Genomic DNA, 19,209 nt, shown 5'->3' with positions numbered 1-19,209 from the left:
GGGGCGCCCTTCGTCGTCGAAGCCCGCGCTCGCTCGCGCCCGTCCATTGTCCTACGCGGCGGCACGTGCCCGGCGCGGGGGTGACCGTGGCGCGACAAGGGCGGGCGCGGTGGGTGAGCGGGGGCGGACGCAGCGCGTGATACGCGAGGTGGGGGCCCTCTGCCGCGTTAGCCTGGAGCGCCGGCCCGGGCCGCCGTTCCGGTGGCCGCGGCCGTCGTGTCCGTTCCGTTCCGTTCCGTTCCATCCGCTTCCTTCAGCGAAGGGTCGTGCAGGATCCCGTGCGCATCGCCAGGTTCTCCATCGACGGCAACGTCGCCTTCGGCGTGGTCGAGGGCGACAAGCCGGACGAACTCGTGCTCGACATCATCAAGGGCATCCCGTTCGCCGACTTCGAGCTCTCCGGTACGAAGGTGCCGCTGAGCAAGGTCAGGCTGCTGCCGCCGGTGCTCCCCAACAAGGTCGTGGCCTTCGGCCGCAACTACGCCGAGCACGCGAGGGAACTGCGCAACGAGGTGCCCGAGGAACCGTTCGCCTTCTTCAAGCCCGCCACCTCCGTCATCGGCCCCGGCGACGAGATCCAGTACCCCTCCTTCAGCCGGGAGGTCCACCACGAGGCCGAACTCGCGGTCGTGATCGGACGGCTGTGCAGGGAGGTCCCGCGTGACCGCGTCAAGGACGTGATCCTCGGCTACACCTGCGCCAACGACGTCACCGCGCGCGACGTCCAGAAGCGCGAGAAGCAGTGGGCGCGGGCCAAGGGCTTCGACACGTCCTGCCCGCTGGGCCCCTGGGTGGAGACGGACCTGGACCCGGCCGACCTGACCGTCCAGCTGACCGTCAACGGTGAACAGCGCCAGCTCGGCCGCACCAGCGAGATGATCCACCCGATCGAGGACCTGATCGTCAACATCTCCGAGGCCATGACGCTGCTCCCCGGCGACGTGATCCTCACCGGCACCCCCGCGGGGGTCGGCCCCCTCAACGTCGGCGACGAGGTCGCCGTCACCATCGAAGGCATCGGCACTCTCACCAACAAGGTTGTCAAGCGTGGCTAGCGCATCAGGCTCCTCCTCCTCCGTACGCGTCCGTTTCTGTCCCTCGCCCACCGGTAACCCGCACGTGGGCCTGGTGCGCACCGCCCTGTTCAACTGGGCGTTCGCCCGGCACCACCAGGGCACCCTGGTCTTCCGCATCGAGGACACCGACGCGGCGCGCGACTCCGAGGAGTCGTACGGCCAGCTGCTCGAGGCGATGCGCTGGCTGGGCTTCGACTGGGACGAGGGCCCCGAGATCGGCGGCCCGCACGCCCCCTACCGCCAGTCGCAGCGCATGGACCTCTACCAGGACGTCGCGCGCAGGCTGCTCGACGCCGGCCACGCCTACCACTGCTACTGCTCCCAGGACGAGCTGGACGTCCGCCGCGAGGCCGCCCGCGCCGCCGGCAGGCCGTCCGGCTACGACGGCCACTGCCGCGACCTGACCGGCGCCCAGGTCGAGGAGTACCGGGCCCAGGGCCGCGAGCCCATCGTCCGCTTCCGGATGCCCGACGAGCCGATCACCTTCACCGACCTGGTCCGCGGCGAGATCACGTACCTCCCGGAGAACGTCCCGGACTACGGCATCGTCCGCGCCAACGGCGCTCCCCTCTATACGCTGGTCAACCCGGTCGACGACGCCCTGATGGAGATCACCCACGTCCTGCGCGGCGAGGACCTGCTCTCCTCCACCCCGCGGCAGATCGCGCTGTACCGGGCGCTGATCGAGCTGGGCGTCGCCCGGGAGATCCCCCTCTTCGGCCATCTCCCCTATGTGATGGGCGAGGGCAACAAGAAGCTCTCCAAGCGCGACCCGCAGGCGTCCCTGAACCTCTACCGCGAGCGCGGCTTCCTCCCGGAGGGCCTGCTCAACTACCTCTCCCTGCTGGGCTGGTCCCTGTCGGCCGACCGGGACATCTTCGGCACGGCCGAACTGGTCGAGGCGTTCGACATCGCGGCCGTCAACCCCAACCCGGCCCGCTTCGACCTCAAGAAGTGCGAGGCGATCAACGCCGACCACATCCGCCTGCTGGAGGTCAAGGACTTCACCGAGCGCTGCCGCCCCTGGCTGAAGGCCCCGGCCGCCCCCTGGGCGCCGGAGGACTTCGACGAGGCGAAGTGGCAGGCGATCGCCCCGCACGCCCAGACCCGCCTGAAGGTCCTCTCGGAGATCACCGACAACGTCGACTTCCTGTTCCTGGCGGAGCCGGTCTTCGACGAGGCGAGCTGGACGAAGGCCATGAAGGAGGGCAGCGACGCGCTGCTCCGCACGGCCCGCGAGAACCTGGAGTCGGCGGACTGGACCTCCCCCGAGTCCCTGAAGGAGGCCGTCCTGGCCGCCGGCGAGGCCCACGGCCTCAAGCTCGGCAAGGCCCAGGCCCCGGTCCGCGTCGCCGTCACCGGCCGCACGGTCGGCCTGCCCCTCTTCGAGTCCCTGGAGATCCTGGGCAGGGAGAAGACCCTGGCCCGCATCGACGCGGCGCTGGCGAGGCCGGCGGCCTGACCCCGCCCCCACGTGAGGGGCGGCACCCGGAACACTCCGGGTGCCGCCCCTCGGCCGTTGATCACTGCGCGTCGGCCTCGTCGACCGGATGGGCACTCTCGTCGAAGATCTCCACCACGACGACATGGCAGTCCGTCCCCCGCGGGAGCCTTGATCCGGGGCACGCGCTACCGTCGGATCATGGGGATCCGCGCCGTGGTCTGGGACGTCGACGACACTCTCTTCGACTACACCTTCGCCGACCGCGAGGGCATGCGGGCGCATCTGGTCGCCGAGCGGATGCTCGGGGCGGAGGAGAGCGTCGAGGGTGCCCTGGCGCGGTGGCGGGAGGTGACCGACGCGCAGTGGGCGCGGTTCGCCGCCGGGGAGGTCACGTTCGAGGAGCAGCGGCTCGACCGGGTGCGGGTGTTCCTCCAGGCCGCCGGGATGAGCGACGCGGAGGCGGGGGAGTGGTTCGCGCGGTACGTCGCGCACTACGAGGCAGCCTGGGCGCTGTTCCCCGATGTGCTGCCGGTGCTGGACCTGCTCGCCCGCAGCCACCGGCACGCCGTGCTGTCCAACTCCAGCCTCCACGTCCAGGAGCGCAAGCTGCGGATCCTCGGGGTGCGGGACCGGTTCGAGAGTGTGCTGTGCGCGGCCGAGCTCGGGGTCTCCAAGCCGGCCGCGGACGCCTTCCGCGCGGCCTGCGATCGCCTCGGGCTGCCGCCGCACCAGGTCGCCTACGTCGGTGACCACCCGGAGATCGACGGACGCGGCGCCGCCGACGCCGGACTGCTGTCCTTCTGGATCGACCGGGGCGGCGTCTATCGCCTGGACGGCGACCCGGCCGGGTTCCGGCGGATCGGGTCGCTCACCGAACTTCCGGCGTTGCTCGGGCCCGATACCCGTTTTGGAGCCCCGTCCACCTTCGGGTAATGTTCTTCCTGCGCCGCCGGGCAGCGGGCCGACAAGGCCGGTACCGGAGGAGCAAGCTAGAACGAGATCCCCCTCGGGGCTTGAGTTCCAGTGGCCTATGGTGTAATTGGCAGCACGACTGATTCTGGTTCAGTTAGTCTTGGTTCGAGTCCAGGTAGGCCAGCTCGCAGAAGCTCTGAACACCACAAGCATCTGCAAAGCCCCCGTTGTGTAGCGGCCTAGCACGCTGCCCTCTCAAGGCAGTAGCGCCGGTTCGAATCCGGTCGGGGGTACGGTTCCGATCATCTCGGGACGCTAGGGCCCCCGTTGTGTAGCGGCCTAGCACGCCGCCCTCTCAAGGCGGTAGCGCCGGTTCGAATCCGGTCGGGGGTACTGAACTGGTCTAAACCACTTTGGTCTATGGTGTAATTGGCAGCACGACTGATTCTGGTTCAGTTAGTCTTGGTTCGAGTCCAGGTAGACCAGCTCGGACCTGCGGAAACGCAGGATCCACGCCCCCGTTGTGTAGCGGCCTAGCACGCCGCCCTCTCAAGGCGGTAGCGCCGGTTCGAATCCGGTCGGGGGTACGGGAACGATGGCTCTTCGCCTTGGCGGTTCGCTGAGGCGGGGGGCCATTTTCTGTTGTGCGGCGGGTGCGGCTGGGCGGGGGTTTTCGCGCAGTTCCCCGCGCCCCTCAGGGGACTGATGCCCCCGGTGTTCCACGGCTCCGAAGGTCTCTCCGCGCTGCTCTTGAGGGACGGATGATCGGCCTGCCCAGGGGCGCGGGGAACTGCGCGACCGGCCACACACGACCCGCACCCGGGCACCCGCCCGCTCACTCCCCGCCGGGATCAGGCGACCGCGGCGTTGGGGCGGCCTGGTCCCCGACGGGGCCGGCTCAGGCGGAGCGGCGCAGCGCCTCGGACAGGCGGGAGGCCGCGTCGATCACGGCCTGGGCGTGCATCCGGCCCGGGTGGCGGCTCAGGCGCTCGATGGGGCCCGACACGGAGACCGCGGCGACGACCCGGTTGGAAGGGCCCCGGACCGGGGCGGACACCGACGCCACCCCCGGCTCGCGCTCGCCGATCGACTGGGCCCAGCCCCGGCGCCGTACGCCCGACAGGGCCGTGGCCGTGAAGCGGGCGCCCTGGAGGCCGCGGTGCAGCCGCTCCGGTTCCTCCCACGCCATGAGGATCTGCGCCGACGAGCCCGCCTTCATGGTCAGCGTCGAGCCGACCGGAACCGTGTCCCGCAGACCGGACAGCCGTTCCGCCGCGGCGACGCAGATACGCATGTCACCCTGCCGGCGATAGAGCTGAGCGCTCTCGCCCGTGATGTCACGGAGGTGGGTGAGCACCGGTCCCGCCGTCGCCAGCAGACGGTCCTCGCCCGCCGCGGCGGCCAGTTCGGCGAGCCGGGGGCCGAGGATGAACCGGCCCTGCATGTCGCGCGCCACCATGCGGTGGTGTTCCAGGGCCACGGCCAGGCGGTGAGCCGTGGGTCGTGCCAGTCCGGTGGCACCGACCAGGCCCGCGAGGGTGGCCGGACCGGACTCCAGAGCGCTCAGGACGAGGGCCGCCTTGTCCAGAACGCCGACGCCGCTACTGTTGTCCATGCAACGATACTTGCGTCTCACTCTGTGAAACGCAAGTTCAATTTTCCGTGAGACGCGCAACCCTTGGATGCACAGCGGCCCGTGGACCTATGGGCCCGGCGGCGGGCGCCCGGCACGCAGGGGGGCGCGGGCGCCGTCTCCTCACGATCTCGAGATGGGCCGGTGCCTCTTGGCCGGCCGGAGGGAACAGCGATGGGTAGGACACTCGCGGAGAAGGTCTGGGACGACCATGTCGTCCGGCGCGCCGAGGGCGAGCCCGACCTCCTCTTCATCGATCTGCACCTGCTGCACGAGGTGACCAGCCCCCAGGCCTTCGACGGGCTGCGGGGGAGCGGCCGCCCGGTGCGCCGCCTCGATCTGACCCTTGCGACCGAGGACCACAACACCCCCACCCTCGACATCGACAAGCCCATCGCCGACCCGGTCTCGCGCGCCCAGCTGGAGACGCTGCGCAAGAACTGTGCCGAGTTCGGGGTGCGCCTGCACCCGCTGGGCGACGTCGAGCAGGGTGTGGTGCACGTCGTGGGCCCGCAGCTCGGCCTGACCCAGCCCGGTACGACGGTGGTGTGCGGCGACTCCCACACCTCCACGCACGGCGCCTTCGGCGCGCTGGCGTTCGGTATCGGCACCTCGCAGGTCGAGCATGTGCTGGCGACCCAGACGCTGCCGCTGGCCCGCCCGAGGACCATGGCCATCACGGTCGACGGCGAACTGCCCGACGGCGTCACCGCCAAGGACCTGATCCTCGCGATCATCGCCCGGATCGGTACGGGCGGCGGCCAGGGCTACATCCTGGAGTACCGCGGCTCCGCCATCGAGAAACTCTCGATGGAAGCGCGGATGACCATCTGCAACATGTCGATCGAGGCCGGTGCCCGCGCGGGCATGATCGCCCCCGACGAGACCACCTTCGCCTATCTCCAGGGCCGCCCGCACGCCCCCGAGGGCGCCGACTGGGACGCCGCGGTCGCGTACTGGAAGACCCTGCGGACCGACGAGGACGCCGTCTTCGACGCCGAGGTCGTCATCGACGCCGCCTCTCTCGCCCCGTTCGTCACCTGGGGAACCAACCCCGGCCAGGGCGCGCCGCTTTCGGCGTCCGTCCCCGACCCGGCCTCGTACGAAGACGCCTCGGAGCGCCTCGCCGCCGAGAAGGCCCTGGAATACATGGGGTTGGAGGCCGGACAGCCGCTGCGCTCCATCACCGTGGACACCGTCTTCGTAGGTTCGTGCACCAACGGCCGCATCGAGGACCTGCGTGCCGCCGCGGACATCCTCAAGGAGCGCAAAGTCGCCGACGGCGTGCGGATGCTGGTCGTCCCCGGCTCCGTGCGGGTGGGCCTGCAGGCCGTCGCCGAGGGCCTCGACACGGTCTTCAAGGAGGCCGGCGCCGAATGGCGGCACGCGGGCTGCTCGATGTGTCTGGGCATGAACCCCGACCAGCTGGCCCCGGGCGAGCGCTCGGCGTCCACCTCCAACCGCAACTTCGAGGGCAGGCAGGGCAAGGGCGGCCGTACCCACCTGGTCTCCCCGCAGGTCGCCGCCGCCACCGCGGTCCTGGGGCACCTCGCCTCCCCGGCCGACCTGTCCGACGCCGACACCCGTACGCCCGCTGGAGTCTGAGGATCATGGAAGCATTCACCACGCACACCGGCCGGGCCGTCCCGCTGCGCCGCTCCAACGTCGACACCGACCAGATCATCCCGGCCCACTGGCTCAAGAAGGTGACCCGGGACGGCTTCGAGGACGGTCTCTTCGAGGCATGGCGCAAGGACCCGGAGTTCGTCCTCAACCGTCCTGAGCGGCAGGGCGCCACCGTCCTGGTCGCCGGCCCCGACTTCGGCACCGGCTCCTCGCGCGAGCACGCCGTATGGGCGCTGCAGAACTACGGCTTCAGGACCGTGATCTCCGCCCGCTTCGCCGACATCTTCCGCGGTAACTCGCTGAAGAACGGCCTGCTCACCGTGGTGCTGGAGCAGAAGATCGTGGACGCCCTCTGGGAGCTCACCGAGCGTGACCCGCAGGCCGAGATCACCGTCGACCTCGAGGCCCGCGAGGTGCGCGCCGAGGGTGTCACCGCCTCCTTCGAGCTGGACGAGAACGCGCGCTGGCGGCTGCTGAACGGGCTGGACGACATCTCCATCACCCTCCAGAACGAGGCCGACATCGCCGCTTACGAGGCGAAGCGCCCGTCCTTCAAACCGCGCACCCTCCCGGTCTGACCGCCGAGGCGCCGCACCGGAAGCACATCACCGGCTGACACGGGTCGAGTTTCGGCCACCGGAAACCCCCTCCGTACCCCCGATCGGGCTGATCGGGGGTACGGCTGTTTCTGTACCCGAACGGCCCCGTCCCGGCCGACCGTTCGGGACAACTTCCCACGTTAGAGCGCTGGTTGCCGGGGTAGGCGATCCACCGGGGCGCGAGACGCGCTGCCCCCGGAAAGGTGGTTCACGGCGGCAGTTGCCCCCTGAGCAGGCGACAACTCGCCCCAGATGGCACAATCTGTGCATGGGACACGACGGCCAACTCGAGCTCTGGGGGGCAGTCGCGGACCGGCTCAAAGAAGCGCACTCGCGGGTGCGCGCACTGCAAGTCCCGGAGGGCGTACGGATGGCGCTGGCCCGGAAGCTGCTGGTCATTACGGCCGCGGCCAAGCACGATCTCGCCGACGCGGCAAGGCGTCTGGAGCGGTTCACATCGGACCTCGACGCGGGTCGATTCCCCGAAGGGGAACGCTGAACTTCTCCGGGACCGCCGAGTTCGTTGCGGCACAAGGGTGATAAGCCCGTTTCGTGTTTGATTTGCGGTATATATCTGCCTAACGTGCGAAAAAGCTTGAACACTTTCGTTCTGGCGAGGTCTCCGAAGGGGAAGACGTGAACAAGGCGCAGCTCGTAGAAGCGATTGCCGACAAGATGGGCGGCCGCCAGCAGGCTGCCGACGCCGTCGACGCGGTCCTGGACGCCATCGTCCGTGCGGTCGTCGCGGGCGACCGGGTCTCGGTCACCGGCTTCGGTTCGTTCGAGAAGGTCGACCGCCCGGCCCGTTACGCCCGCAACCCGCAGACCGGTGAGCGGGTCCGGGTCAAGAAGACCTCCGTGCCCCGCTTCCGCGCGGGCCAGGGCTTCAAGGACCTGGTCAGCGGCACGAAGAAGCTTCCCCGCGGTGGCGAGGTCGCCGTCAAGAAGGCACCCAAGGGCAGCCTGACCGGCGGGGCTTCGGCGACGGTGAAGAAGGCGGCGGCGAAGAAGACCACCGCCAAGAAGGCCACGGCCCGCAAGGCGGCGGCGAAGAAGACCACCGCCGCCGCAGCCGCCACCAAGACCGCGGCCAAGAAGACCACCGCGAAGAAGACGGCGGCCACCGGCGCCCCGGCCAAGACCGCGGCGAAGAAGGCCACCGCCAAGAAGGCCCCGGCCAAGAAGGTGACCGCCACGAAGGCCCCGGCGAAGAAGTCCACGGCCCGCAAGACCGCCGCCAAGAAGACCACCCCGGCCTCCTGACGGCGCGCGGCACGGGGCACGGCACAGGACACAGCACAGGTCACGGCACACGACACGGCACAGGGCATTCACGCGCCGGGCCGGACTCCTCCGGGAGTCCGGCCCGCGGCGTGTCCGTCCACCGCGCGGACCGGCCCGTACGCGCGCGGCGACGGGCGTCCGGGGTCAGAACGTGTGCAGGGTCACCAGGGTGATCCGGCGCGCCGCGCCCTCGCCCTCCGTCTCGATGCGCACCCGCTGCCCGGGCCGCAGCAGCCGCAGCGCGCCCGCGTCGAACGCCGCGGCGTCGAAGGGCACGGGGGTGCCGTCGTCGAGCAGCACCTGCCCGCTGCGGGTCTCGGGGTCGTAGGAGTACGCGGTCGCCTGCATGGACGGCAGCCTACTGCCCGGCGATCAGCAGCCGCTCCGCGACCGCCGCCGTCCGGGGCCCGAGACCGAGCGCCAGCGCCGCGCGCAGATCGTCGCCGGTGTCGACGTCCTGCCGTACGGACTCCACCGCCGCCAGTCGCAGTTCCACCGCCCCCGACGCGCTGTGCAGCGCCCGGGAATCCGCGCCGAAAGCCGGCCGCAATTCCCGGCCGGGAGCCGCCGTCAGCAGTGTCGTGCCGATTCCCGCCGCGTCCGCGAGAAAAGCACGCGGGAATTGTGCCGCCGCCTCCAGGACCCGCGCCAATTCCACCGGACGCAACGCCGGGAGATCCGCGTTGAGCGCGGCGAGGGCGCTTTCCGGACGGGCCGCCCGCACCGCCGCCGCCGCATGGGTGAGCGCCGTGTTGAGTCCGCCGCCCGGCTCGTCCGCGACGACGGCCGCGCCGAGCGCCGTCAGTTCCCGCCCGGCCCGCGCGTCGTCCGTGACCACCACCACATCCCGCACCGCCGGGCAGGCCAGCGCCGCCGCCACGGTGTCCTGCGCGAACGCCAGGGCGAGCCCCGGCCGCACCCCGTCGCCGACGGTGTCCGCGAGTCTGCTCTTGGCCCGCGCAAGGGCCTTCAGGGGCACGACCAAGGTCCACTGCACCGGTGTATCTTCCCTCTCTCCTCGCCGCCATTGTCCCCCGGAGCATCGGGCACGCCGGGGGTCGGGGCGTACGGTGTTCTCGACAGACCGGCGGCCCGGAGCGACACTTGTGCGGCCCCCGGTCCAGGTGGCAGCCCAAGAGGAAGGTGTCCGAGTGCCCCGCCGCAGAATCGGCTTCTGGTACCGCTTCGCCGCGGTGCTCTGCAAACCGCCGCTTGTGGTTCTGATCAAGCGGGACTGGCACGGAAGGGAACACATTCCGGCCGAGGGCGGATTCATCACCGTGGTGAACCACAATTCGCACCTGGACCCCGTCGCGTACGGCCACTTCCAGTACAACACCGGACGGGTGCCCCGGTTCCTCGCCAAGAGCGGCCTCTTCCGCAAGGGTTTCGTCGGCGCCGCGATGCGCGGCACCGGGCAGATCCCCGTCTACCGCGAGAGCACCGACGCGCTCAGCGCGTTCCGGGCCGCGATCGACGCCGTGGAACGCGGCGAGTGCGTCGCCTTCTATCCCGAGGGCACCCTCACCCGGGACCCGGACGGCTGGCCCATGGTCGCCAAGACCGGTGCCGCGCGCGTCGCCCTGCGCACCCGCTGCCCGGTGATCCCCGTCGCCCAGTGGGGCTGCAACGAACTGCTGCCGCCGTACGCGAAGAAGCCCGACCTCTGGCCGCGCAAGACGCACCACGTCCTCGCGGGCCCGCCCGTCGACCTGTCCGAGTACTACGACCGGGACATGAGCGCCGACCTCCTCAAGGAGGTCACCGAGGTCATCATGGCCGCCATCACCCGTCTGCTGGAGGAGATCCGCGGCGAGAAGGCGCCCGACACCCCCTACGACCCGCGCCGCGAGCGGGTCGAGCAGCGCCGCAGGACCGAGGCACAGACGGCGCCGCAGCCGGGGCAAGCGGTGCGGACCAGGGAAACGGAAAAGGAAGAAGAGGGGCAGGGTACGTGAGCGAGCCCGTCAAGGCGGCGGTCTTCGGTACGGGGTCGTGGGGCACCGCCTTCGCCATGGTGCTGGCGGACGCGGGCTGCGAGGTCGCCCTGTGGGGACGGCGCCCCGAGCTGGCCGAGGCGGTCAACTCCACACGGACCAACCCCGACTATCTGCCCGGCGTCGAACTCCCCGCGACCGTGCGGGCCACCACGGACGCCGCCGCCGCCGCCCGCGGCGCCGACTTCGCGGTCCTGGCGGTCCCCTCGCAGACACTGCGCGGCAATCTCGCCGACTGGGCGCCGCTGCTCGCGCCGCACACCGTGCTGGTGTCGCTGATGAAGGGTGTCGAACTCGGCACCACCATGCGGATGAGCGAGGTCGTCGAGGACGTCGCCAAGGCCGGACCGGAGCGGGTCGCCGTGGTCACCGGCCCCAACCTGGCCCGTGAGATCGCCGCCCGCATGCCGGCCGCCGCGGTGGTCGCCTGCGCCGACGAGAGGGTCGCCCAGCGGCTCCAGGCCGCCTGCCACACGCCGTACTTCCGGCCCTACACCAACACCGACGTGGTGGGCTGCGAACTGGGCGGCGCCGTCAAGAACGTCATCGGCCTCGCCGTGGGCATCGCGGACGGCATGGGGCTCGGCGACAACGCCAAGGGCTCCCTCATCACCCGCGGCCTCGCCGAGACCACCCGCCTCGGCCTCGCCATGGGGGCCGACCCGCTGACCTTCGCCGGGCTCGCGGGCCTCGGCGACCTGGTGGCGACCTGCTCCTCGCCGCTGTCGCGGAACCACACCTTCGGCACCAACCTCGGCAGGGGCATGACCCTCCAGGAGACCATCGCCGTCACCCGGCAGACCGCGGAGGGCGTCAAGTCCTGCGAGTCCGTGCTGGATCTGGCCCGGCGGCACGGGGTGGACATGCCGATCACGAAGACGGTCGTCGACATCGTCCACGAGGGCAAGCCGCCCGCGGTCGCCGTCAAGGAGCTGATGTCGCGCAGCGCCAAGCCCGAGCGGCGCTGAGCCCTCGCGGCGCCGAGCGGGGTTCACCCGGCCGGGCCGGCCCGCGCCGCCCGGCGCCGGCAGGGTGCTTCCCCCGAACTCGGCGAGCAGGGCGACCCCCTACGGCCCCACCGCCCCCGACCGGGGCGCGGCCGGTGGACAAGACGCCTGGGGCCGGGCCCGGCCGGGGCATCGCGGCTGCCCGCGGCCGGGGCGGGGCCGGTGGTGCGGTTGTCCGCGGCTGAACGGGGGTAGCGGATGTCCGACACTGTGTCAGGGTCTTGTCAGCGGGTACTCTCGACGCGATATGAGCAGCGAGAACCTCCCCCAGCGCCCTGAGCAGCAGCCGTCCCGCAAGCCGCGCGTGGCCGTCGTGTTCGGCGGCCGCAGCTCCGAACACGGGATCTCCGTGGTCACGGCCGGCGCCGTACTGCGCGCCATCGACCGCGCCAAGTACGACGTCCTGCCGATCGGCATCACCGGGGACGGCCGCTGGGCGCTCACCGCCGACGAACCCGACCGCATGGCGATCACCGACCGCCGTACGCCGAGCGTCGAGAGCCTCGCCGAGTCGGTGGAGGGCGCCGTGGTGCTGCCCATCGACCCCGGCAACCGCGAGGTCGTCTACAGCGAGCCCGGCGCGGTGCCCAAGGTGCTCGGCGAGGTCGACGTCGTCTTCCCGGTGCTGCACGGCCCCTACGGCGAGGACGGCACTTTGCAGGGTCTGCTGGAGCTGTCCGGGACGCCGTACGTGGGTTCCGGTGTGCTCGCCTCGGCCGTCGGCCAGGACAAGGACTACATGAAGCGGGTGTTCACCTCCTTCGGGCTCAAGGTCGGCCCGTACGTGGTGATCCGGCCCCGCGAGTGGGAGCGGGACGAGTCCGCCGCCCGCAGGAAGATCGTCGACTTCGCGGGCGAACACGGCTGGCCGCTGTTCGTGAAGCCCGCGCGCGCGGGTTCGTCGATCGGCATCACCAAGGTCGACGGCCTCGCCGGGCTGGACGACGCGATCGCCGAGGCCCGGCGCCACGACCCGAAGATCCTCGTCGAGGCCGCGCTGCGCGGCCGGGAGATCGAGTGCGGCGTCCTGGAGTTCGAGGACGGCCCGCGGGCCTCGCTGCCCGCCGAGATCCCGCCGCCCGAGGAGCACGCCTACTACGACTTCGAGGCCAAGTACATCGACTCCACGCCCGGTGTGGTGCCCGCCCCGCTCACCGCGGAGGAGACCGCCGAGGTGCGGCGGCTCGCGGTGGAGGCGTTCGAGGCGGCCTCCTGCGAGGGACTGGTGCGTGCCGACTTCTTCCTCACCGACGACGGCGAGTTCGTCATCAACGAGATCAACACCATGCCCGGTTTCACGCCCATCTCGATGTACCCGAAGATGTGGGAGGCGACCGGGATCCCCTACCCCGAGCTCGTCGACCGCCTCGTCCAGGCGGCCCTGCGGCGCTCCACCGGGCTGCGCTAGCGCCGCGGCGCCAGGCCCGCCCCACCGGGCTGCCGCAGGCCCGCGGCCGGTGACACCCGGAGTCCGTCAGTCGGCGATCCCCGTGGGGATCGCCTTCTTGACGGCCGGGGCCAGGTCGACCAGCACCGCCGAACCGTCCTGGACCCGCTGCCTCGCCAGGCTCACCTCCACATAGGCGCGGCGGTTGGCCGTGGTGAACCGGTACGAGCCGTCGTCCTGCTTCTCCATCAGCCAGTCCACGCCGTTCACCCCGCCCGCCACGGCGTCGCGGTCGGCGCCCTCGGCGACGGCGGGGTCGGTCATCCTGGGCGGCCGGGTGACACCGCAGCGCAGTATGATCACCGAGCCTCCCCAGCCCGCCGTGAGGGCGGACCGGGGCTCGGGGTCGTCCCGGCCGAGGCCCGCCACCTTGCGCGGCAGGGCCTCGTCCAGGTTCCGGCACAGCTTCGCGGTGGTCGTGTCCGGACGGGGAACCGCGACCGTGGCCCCGCCCCCCGCCGAGGAGCAGCCCGCGGCGGCGATCAGCAGGGCGAGCACGGCAGGACCGGCGGACCGGCGGCGGCAAGAGGTCACCGGCCCAGGGTAGACGGGGGCTACAGATGCACGACCGGGCAGGTCAGGGTGCGGGTGATGCCGTCGACTTGCTGGACCTTGGCGACCACCATGCGGCCGAGTTCGTCGACCGTGTCGGACTGGGCGCGCACGATGACGTCGTACGGTCCCGTCACGTCCTCCGCCTGGATCACTCCAGGGAGTTTGCTGATCGTCTCGGCGACGGTCGACGCCTTGCCGACCTCTGTCTGGATCAGGATGTACGCCTGTACCACGGAACCTCCAGGGCGGCCACGAGGATCATGTGGGGAAAAGGAACGCCACGGTATCGCGTCGCCGCTCGTCACGGGGAGACCTGTGGACGGCGGGGTCCCCGCGTGGGGGTGCGGGGACGTCAGAAGTTGACGGCCGTCTCGACCGTACCGAGCCCGCCGACCGCCCGCGACCGGGCGCCATGAGCACGAGAAGAGGACGGACCATGAAGGGCACCGTGGGTGAGCTGGGGGAGTTCGGACTCATCAGGGAGCTCACCTCCCGGCTCACCACCACCCCCATGGTGCGGGTGGGCCCCGGTGACGACGCCGCGGTGATCGCGGCGCCCGACCGGCGGGTCGTGGCGAGCACCGACATCCTGCTGGAGGGACGTCACTTCCGCCGCGACTGGTCCACGGCGTACGACGTCGGGCGCAAGGCGGCCGCGCAGAACCTCGCGGACATCGCCGCCATGGGCGCCGTCCCCACCGCGCTGCTGCTCGGCCTCGTCGTCCCGGCCGAACTCCCGGTCGCCTGGCCCACCGAGCTGATGGACGGCCTGCGCGACGAGTGCCAGGTCGCCGGTGCCTCGGTGGTCGGCGGCGACGTGGTGCGCGGCGACGCGATCATGGTGTCGATCACCGCGCTCGGTGATCTGCGCAACCAGGAACCGGTCACCCGCGCGGGAGCCCGGCCCGGTGACCTGATCGCGGTGACCGGCTGGCTCGGCTGGTCTGCGGCCGGATACGCGGTGCTGTCCCGGGGGTTCCGCTCGCCGCGCGCGTTCGTCGAGGCGCACCGCCGCCCCGAGCCGCCGTACCACGCGGGTCCCGCCGCCGCCGCGCTCGGCGCCACGGCGATGTGCGACGTCAGCGACGGGCTGATCGCCGACCTCGGGCACATCGCCGAGGCCAGCAAGGTCCGTATCGACGTCCGTTCCGGTGCCATCGACATCCCGTCCCAGATGAACGACATCGGGCAGGCCGTGGGTGTCGACCCCATGCAGTGGGTGCTGACGGGTGGGGAGGACCACGCGATCGTGGCGGCCTTCCCGCCGGACGTGAAGCTCCCGGCCCGCTGGAAGGTCATCGGCGAGGTGCTCAACCCCTCGGCGCAGCCGCTGGTGACGGTCGACGGGGCGCCGTGGACCAGCAAGGGCGGCTGGGACCATTTCGGGGACATCGAGCGGTGACCGCCCCGGTGGACCCGATTGCCGCGGTTGCCCCGGTGAACCCGGCTGCCCCGGTGGGGGTGCTGACCGTGGCGGGCTCCGACTCCGGCGGGGGCGCCGGGATCCAGGCCGACCTGAAGACGCTGCTCGCGCTCGGCGTGCACGGAATGAGCGTCGTCACCGCCGTCACCGCGCAGAACTCCCTGGGGGTGCAGGGGACCTGGCCGCTCCCGGTGGCGGCGGTGCGGGCGCAGTACCGCAGTGTGGTGGACGACATCGGCGTACGGGCCGTGAAGACCGGGATGCTCGGCCCGGCCCGGACCGTGGAGACGGTCGCGGAGCTGATCGCCGGCACCGGCGCCCCGGCGGTGGTGGACCCGGTGGGCGTCTCCAAGCACGGTGACGTCCTGCTGGCCGGCTCCGCGCTGGAGGCGGTACGCACCCGGCTGCTCCCGGCGGCGGCCGTGGCCACGCCCAACCTCGACGAGGTGGCCCGGCTGACCGGCGTGCGGGTGGAGTCGGAGCACGGACTGCGGGAGGCGGCGGCCGCGATGCTGGGGTGCGGGCCGCGCTGGGTGCTGATCAAGGGCGGCCATCTGCCGGGGGACGCCGACGCCGTGGATCTGCTGACCGACGGCCGCGAGGAGCACTGGCTGCGGGCGCCGCGGATCGCCAACCGGCACACCCACGGCACCGGCTGCACCCTCGCCTCGGCGATCGCCGCCGGGCTGGCGAAGGGGCGCACGGTGCCGGAGGCGGTGCGGGCGGCGAAGGAGTACGTCACCGGGGCGATCGCGGGCGGCTTCCCGCTGGGCGCGGGGATCGGTCCGGTGGACCACGGGTGGGCGCTGCGGACCGGCCGCTGATCCGGTGGGGGCCCGGCGTGCCGTCACGGGATCAGCGCACGGCAAAAAGCCGGCCCACCTGTCGGTGGACCGGCTCGTTGCAGCGAACCAGCAGGGCCGCGCCTCAGCCGAGCGTCAGCGCGAGACCTTGCCGGCCTTGATGCACGAGGTGCAGGCGTTCACGCGCTTCGGCGTCCCGCCGACCACGGTACGCACACGCTGGATGTTGGGGTTCCAGCGACGGGGCGTACGGCGGTGCGAGTGGGAGATGTTGTTGCCGAAGCCCGGGCCCTTGCCGCAGACGTCGCAGTTGGCAGCCACGGGGTCACTCCAAAGACTTCAGATGCACTTACGGTTGATCCCGGCACGCCGGGATCAGGGTCACATGATCGGTCACCGATCAGGATCTGAGTGGCTTGCCGGGGGAATGGCCCGATCGGGATCGGGCAACCGGAGCAGCATACAACGGCTGCTGCCGTACAACGAAACTACCATGGCTGATCAGCGGCCCGCGCCCGGCCCGGTTCCGGCCCGGTTCCGGCGGACGGCTGTCCGGGGACTACGCTGCGTCCAGGTCGGGTCAAGGAGGCGCGGGTGGCGCGGGTGCCGCAGACATTCTTCGATGCTCTGGCGGTGCGCAGCTGGTGCTCTCTCGCGCTCGGGGCGCTGGCCAGGGTGCGTGAGGAGATCGACGCGATCAACGTGTACCCGGTGGCCGACGGCGACACCGGGACGAACCTGTACCTCACCCTCGAGTCGGCGGCGGCCGCGGTGGAAGCCGTCTTCGCGGGTCACGTCGCCGGTCCCGGGCCGGGTGGAGGGCCTTCACTGGCGGACGCGGTGCGCGCGATGGCGCACGGCGCGCTGATAGGGGCGCGCGGGAACTCCGGCACCATCCTGGCGCAGCTGCTGCGCGGCATGGCCCAGATACTCGCCGCCGACGGTGCGACCCCGCACACGGACGGGACGGGCCTCGGGCTCGCCCTGCGGCACGCCGCCGACTCCGCCCGCGAGGCCGTGGCCCACCCCGTCGAGGGCACCGTCCTGTCGGTCGCCTCGGCGGCGGCCGCGGCCGCCGCGCTGGCCGAGGGCGACTGCGGGACGGTGGCCAGGGCGGCGTACGAGGGGGCGCGCACCGCGCTCGCGGCGACCCCGGGGCAGCTGGCGGTCCTGGCCAGGGCCGGGGTGGTCGACGCGGGCGGGCGGGGTCTCGTCACGGTGCTGGCGGCCCTGGTCGAGACGTTCACGGGCGAGGTCCCGGGGACGGCGGCGGACGCGGCCGGGGGCGCCACGGCCGGCCGGACCGCGGGCGGCACGGCCGGCGGCGGTACCGCCACCGGTGGCACGGTCACCGGCACCGCGTTCACGGGCGCCGTCTGCTCCGACCCCGCCGTGGCGGACGAGGACGGTCCCGCCTTCGAGGTCATCTATCTCCTGGAGGCCGGTGACGAGGCCGTGGCGCGCCTGCGGGAGCGGCTCGACGGGCTCGGCGACTCGCTGGTCGTGGTCGGCGGCGACGGCCTGTGGAACGTGCACGTCCATGTGGACGACGCGGGCGCGGCCGTGGAGGCGGGCGTCGAGGCCGGGCGGCCGTACCGGATCAGGATCACCCACTTCGGCGCGGGCGCGGTGCACACCAACCGGGCCGAGAGCCCGCTGCCCGAGCGCGTCCAGCGGGCCGTGGTGGCCGTCGTACCGGGGGAGGGGCTGGCCGGGCTGTACACCGAGGCGGGTGCCACCACCGTGCTCGCGCCGCCCGGCGCGCCGCCCGCGAGCGGCGCCCTGGCGGAGGCGGTACGGCGGGCCCACGCGCGCGAGGTGGTCCTGCTGCCCAACGACACCGATCTGCGGCTGGCCGCGGCCGCCGCGGCCGACCAGGCGCGCGCGGAGGGCATCCGGGTCGCCCTCATCCCGACCCGCTCGCCGGTCCAGGGCATCGCGGCGCTCGCCGTGCACGAGCCGGGGCGGCGCTTCGACGAGGACGTCGTCCAGATGACCTCGGCGGCGGGCGCGACCCGCTACGCGGAGGTCACCGTCGCCGAACGGGAGGCGTGGACCATGGCCGGCATCTGCCAGGCCGGGGACGTGCTCGGGCTCATCGAGGACGACGTGGCCGTGATCGGCACGGACGTCGCGGTCACCGCCGAGACCGTCCTGGACCGCATGCTGTCGGCGGGCGGCGAACTGGTCACCCTCGTCCTGGGCGACGACGCGCCCGCGTCCATCGCGGAACGCCTGGAGGCCCGGGTGCGCGAGTGCTACCTCGCCGTCGACACGGTGGTGTACCGGGGCGGCCGTCAGGGCGCGCCGCTGCTGATCGGCGTGGAGTAGCCGGGCGCGAGCGCCCGTACCGCCGCTCAGGTGAACTCCTCCTGAACAAGCCGAAGTCGCCTACAACCACGTCCGGTTCCCCGGGGTCGTACGCCGTACCAGCGCGCCGCCCGACCGCGCGGCGCGGCCACACCCGCAGGGGGAACCGACCATGCCGACCGACACAACCGCCCGCTCCCGCCGCCGTACGGGGGCCGCCCTCGCGGCCGTCGCCGCCGCGGTGCTCGTCCCGTCCGCGCTGTCCGTCCCGGCGGCGCACGCCGCCGCCCCGGCGCCCGCCCAGGCCGCGGTGAAGTACAACAAGCTGTACTACACGGCGTCCAAGGGCCAGACCAACAAGCTGGCCGTCAGCTGGAAGCTCGGCCCGCAGGACCCGGACTCCACGCTGTACTACATGATCTTCACCCTGGACGACGTGGTCTCCGTGACCCCCGGCGCCGGCTGCGTACGCCCCTCGGCCTCCGACACCACCAAGGTGGTCTGCACCCTCCTCGAACCGGGCTACGAGGCGTCCGACCTGGACTCCCTGATCGTCGACCTCGGCGACCGCGACGACACGGCGACGGTCGCCGCGGACTCCGGCGCGTACACCCGCGTCTACGGCGGCACGGGTGACGACACCCTCACCGGCCACGGCCGGGACGTGCTGTACGGCCAGGCCGGCGACGACACCCTGCACGGCGGCGGCGGCGCCTACTCCGAGGGCTCCTACGGCGGTTCCGGCAACGACCGCCTCACCGACTGCGCCTACGAGTGCCACGGCGGCACCGGCAACGACACGCTCTACGGCACCGGCACGGACAACGTCCTCTCCGGCGACGAGGGCAACGACACCGTCCACGGCGGCAGCGGTCCCGACCTGATCCTCGGCGGCCCCGGCAACGACCGGCTGTACGGCGACAAGGGCAACGACAGGATCTACGGCAACAGCGGCAACGACACGCTGCACGGCGGCCCCGGCACGGACACCCTCTCGGGCGGCCCGGGCAAGGACAGGATCTACGGCAACTGAGGGAGGTCCGAGGCCCGGGGGCGCGGCCCCCGGGGGACGGGAGGGGGCGGGCGGGGGCGA

Annotated in this window: 20 protein-coding genes and 5 tRNA genes; 19 read left to right on the top strand and 6 right to left on the bottom strand. The window is 72.1% G+C overall.

Translation table 11 applies throughout. The features are described from left to right. Nucleotides 1-278: 278 nt before the first annotated feature. From ABZ862_RS17290 to ABZ862_RS17255, 8 genes are all read left to right on the top strand, one after another. Nucleotides 279-1,055, top strand: a complete 777-nt coding sequence (locus ABZ862_RS17290; RefSeq protein ID WP_360958807.1) for a fumarylacetoacetate hydrolase family protein — start codon at nt 279-281, stop codon at nt 1,053-1,055. Then, nucleotides 1,039-2,538, top strand: coding sequence for a glutamate--tRNA ligase (gltX, locus tag ABZ862_RS17285; protein WP_360958605.1), 1,500 nt, complete (start codon nt 1,039-1,041; stop codon nt 2,536-2,538). The genes ABZ862_RS17290 and gltX overlap by 17 nt, the downstream gene beginning before the upstream one ends. Nucleotides 2,539-2,718: 180 nt before the next feature. Continuing rightward, nucleotides 2,719-3,453 (top strand): HAD family hydrolase, encoded by a 735-nt coding sequence (locus ABZ862_RS17280; RefSeq protein ID WP_360958603.1) that lies wholly within the window; start codon nt 2,719-2,721, stop codon nt 3,451-3,453. A 91-nt stretch (nt 3,454-3,544) separates the two neighbouring features. Then, nucleotides 3,545-3,616: transfer RNA gene (locus ABZ862_RS17275), tRNA-Gln, on the top strand. 36 nt (nt 3,617-3,652) lie between these two features. Beyond that, nucleotides 3,653-3,725: transfer RNA gene (locus tag ABZ862_RS17270), tRNA-Glu, on the top strand. Between the two features lie 27 nt (nt 3,726-3,752). Beyond that, nucleotides 3,753-3,825: transfer RNA gene (locus tag ABZ862_RS17265), tRNA-Glu, on the top strand. Nucleotides 3,826-3,846: 21 nt separating this feature from the next. Further along, nucleotides 3,847-3,918: transfer RNA gene (locus ABZ862_RS17260), tRNA-Gln, on the top strand. A 28-nt stretch (nt 3,919-3,946) separates the two neighbouring features. After that, nucleotides 3,947-4,019, top strand: a tRNA-Glu gene (locus ABZ862_RS17255). Nucleotides 4,020-4,330: 311 nt separating this feature from the next. Here ABZ862_RS17255 and ndgR read toward each other — a convergent pair. Continuing rightward, nucleotides 4,331-5,047, bottom strand: a complete 717-nt coding sequence (ndgR, locus tag ABZ862_RS17250) for an IclR family transcriptional regulator NdgR (RefSeq protein WP_360958600.1) — start codon at nt 5,045-5,047, stop codon at nt 4,331-4,333. Between the two features lie 192 nt (nt 5,048-5,239). Here ndgR and leuC point away from each other — a divergent pair, with 192 nt between their 5' ends. The 4 genes from leuC (at nt 5,240) to ABZ862_RS17230 (ending at nt 8,553) form a co-directional block, all read left to right on the top strand. Continuing rightward, nucleotides 5,240-6,670, top strand: coding sequence for a 3-isopropylmalate dehydratase large subunit (gene leuC, locus ABZ862_RS17245; protein ID WP_360958597.1), 1,431 nt, complete (start codon nt 5,240-5,242; stop codon nt 6,668-6,670). 5 nt (nt 6,671-6,675) lie between these two features. Next, nucleotides 6,676-7,269 carry a 3-isopropylmalate dehydratase small subunit gene (gene leuD / locus ABZ862_RS17240; protein ID WP_360958594.1) on the top strand — a complete coding sequence of 198 codons (594 nt, stop codon included), beginning with the start codon at nt 6,676-6,678 and terminating at the stop codon, nt 7,267-7,269. Nucleotides 7,270-7,558: 289 nt separating this feature from the next. After that, on the top strand, nt 7,559-7,789 hold the full coding sequence (locus tag ABZ862_RS17235) for a hypothetical protein (protein WP_360958591.1): 231 nt from the start codon (nt 7,559-7,561) through the stop codon (nt 7,787-7,789). A gap of 137 nt (nt 7,790-7,926) precedes the next feature. Further along, nucleotides 7,927-8,553: an HU family DNA-binding protein gene (locus ABZ862_RS17230; protein ID WP_360958589.1), complete on the top strand. Its 627-nt coding sequence runs from the start codon at nt 7,927-7,929 to the stop codon at nt 8,551-8,553. A gap of 165 nt (nt 8,554-8,718) precedes the next feature. Here ABZ862_RS17230 and ABZ862_RS17225 read toward each other — a convergent pair whose 3' ends face one another. Both ABZ862_RS17225 and cofC read right to left on the bottom strand, forming a co-directional pair. Next, nucleotides 8,719-8,922, bottom strand: coding sequence for a hypothetical protein (locus ABZ862_RS17225; protein WP_360958586.1), 204 nt, complete (start codon nt 8,920-8,922; stop codon nt 8,719-8,721). Nucleotides 8,923-8,932: 10 nt separating this feature from the next. Further along, nucleotides 8,933-9,571, bottom strand: coding sequence for a 2-phospho-L-lactate guanylyltransferase (gene cofC / locus ABZ862_RS17220; RefSeq protein WP_360958583.1), 639 nt, complete (start codon nt 9,569-9,571; stop codon nt 8,933-8,935). 154 nt (nt 9,572-9,725) lie between these two features. On the opposite strand from cofC, the gene ABZ862_RS17215 reads away from it, so the two are divergent. From ABZ862_RS17215 to ABZ862_RS17205, 3 genes are all read left to right on the top strand, one after another. Continuing rightward, nucleotides 9,726-10,532, top strand: a complete 807-nt coding sequence (locus ABZ862_RS17215; protein WP_360958580.1) for a lysophospholipid acyltransferase family protein — start codon at nt 9,726-9,728, stop codon at nt 10,530-10,532. Next, the gene (locus tag ABZ862_RS17210) at nt 10,529-11,539 is read left to right on the top strand and encodes an NAD(P)H-dependent glycerol-3-phosphate dehydrogenase (protein WP_360958577.1); all 1,011 of its coding nucleotides are present in this window, start codon (nt 10,529-10,531) and stop codon (nt 11,537-11,539) included. Before ABZ862_RS17215 ends, ABZ862_RS17210 begins: the two co-directional genes overlap by 4 nt. A 286-nt stretch (nt 11,540-11,825) precedes the next feature. Next, nucleotides 11,826-12,986: a D-alanine--D-alanine ligase family protein gene (locus tag ABZ862_RS17205; RefSeq protein WP_360958575.1), complete on the top strand. Its 1,161-nt coding sequence runs from the start codon at nt 11,826-11,828 to the stop codon at nt 12,984-12,986. A gap of 66 nt (nt 12,987-13,052) precedes the next feature. On the opposite strand, the gene ABZ862_RS17200 is transcribed toward ABZ862_RS17205, so the two are convergent. Beyond that, the gene (locus ABZ862_RS17200) at nt 13,053-13,559 is read right to left on the bottom strand and encodes a DUF3515 domain-containing protein (protein ID WP_360958573.1); all 507 of its coding nucleotides are present in this window, start codon (nt 13,557-13,559) and stop codon (nt 13,053-13,055) included. 20 nt (nt 13,560-13,579) lie between these two features. Next, nucleotides 13,580-13,813 carry an Lrp/AsnC ligand binding domain-containing protein gene (locus ABZ862_RS17195; protein ID WP_003973433.1) on the bottom strand — a complete coding sequence of 78 codons (234 nt, stop codon included), beginning with the start codon at nt 13,811-13,813 and terminating at the stop codon, nt 13,580-13,582. Nucleotides 13,814-14,016: 203 nt separating this feature from the next. Here ABZ862_RS17195 and ABZ862_RS17190 point away from each other — a divergent pair, with 203 nt between their 5' ends. Together ABZ862_RS17190 and thiD are read left to right on the top strand one after the other, a co-directional pair. Continuing rightward, complete coding sequence (locus ABZ862_RS17190; protein WP_360958569.1) at nt 14,017-14,982, top strand: thiamine-phosphate kinase; 966 nt, start codon at nt 14,017-14,019, stop codon at nt 14,980-14,982. Nucleotides 14,983-15,017: 35 nt separating this feature from the next. Then, a complete protein-coding gene (gene thiD / locus ABZ862_RS17185; protein WP_360958566.1) occupies nt 15,018-15,827 on the top strand; it encodes a bifunctional hydroxymethylpyrimidine kinase/phosphomethylpyrimidine kinase in 810 nt (269 codons plus the stop codon). Nucleotides 15,828-15,941: 114 nt separating this feature from the next. Here thiD and rpmB read toward each other — a convergent pair whose 3' ends face one another. After that, nucleotides 15,942-16,127 (bottom strand): 50S ribosomal protein L28, encoded by a 186-nt coding sequence (gene rpmB, locus ABZ862_RS17180; RefSeq protein WP_004924906.1) that lies wholly within the window; start codon nt 16,125-16,127, stop codon nt 15,942-15,944. Between the two features lie 273 nt (nt 16,128-16,400). Between rpmB and ABZ862_RS17175 the strand changes: the two genes are divergently transcribed. Continuing rightward, nucleotides 16,401-18,137 carry a DAK2 domain-containing protein gene (locus ABZ862_RS17175; protein ID WP_360958563.1) on the top strand — a complete coding sequence of 579 codons (1,737 nt, stop codon included), beginning with the start codon at nt 16,401-16,403 and terminating at the stop codon, nt 18,135-18,137. Between the two features lie 151 nt (nt 18,138-18,288). Then, nucleotides 18,289-19,149: a calcium-binding protein gene (locus ABZ862_RS17170; RefSeq protein WP_360958560.1), complete on the top strand. Its 861-nt coding sequence runs from the start codon at nt 18,289-18,291 to the stop codon at nt 19,147-19,149. The last annotated feature ends 60 nt before the right edge of the window (nt 19,150-19,209 follow it).

Origin of the sequence: Streptomyces sp. NPDC047000, from assembly GCF_040644295.1 — a bacterium.
Lineage (GTDB): Bacteria > Actinomycetota > Actinomycetes > Streptomycetales > Streptomycetaceae > Streptomyces.
The sequence above is the reverse complement of the archived record's forward strand: the minus strand, read 5'-3'. Positions and strand labels throughout refer to the sequence as shown.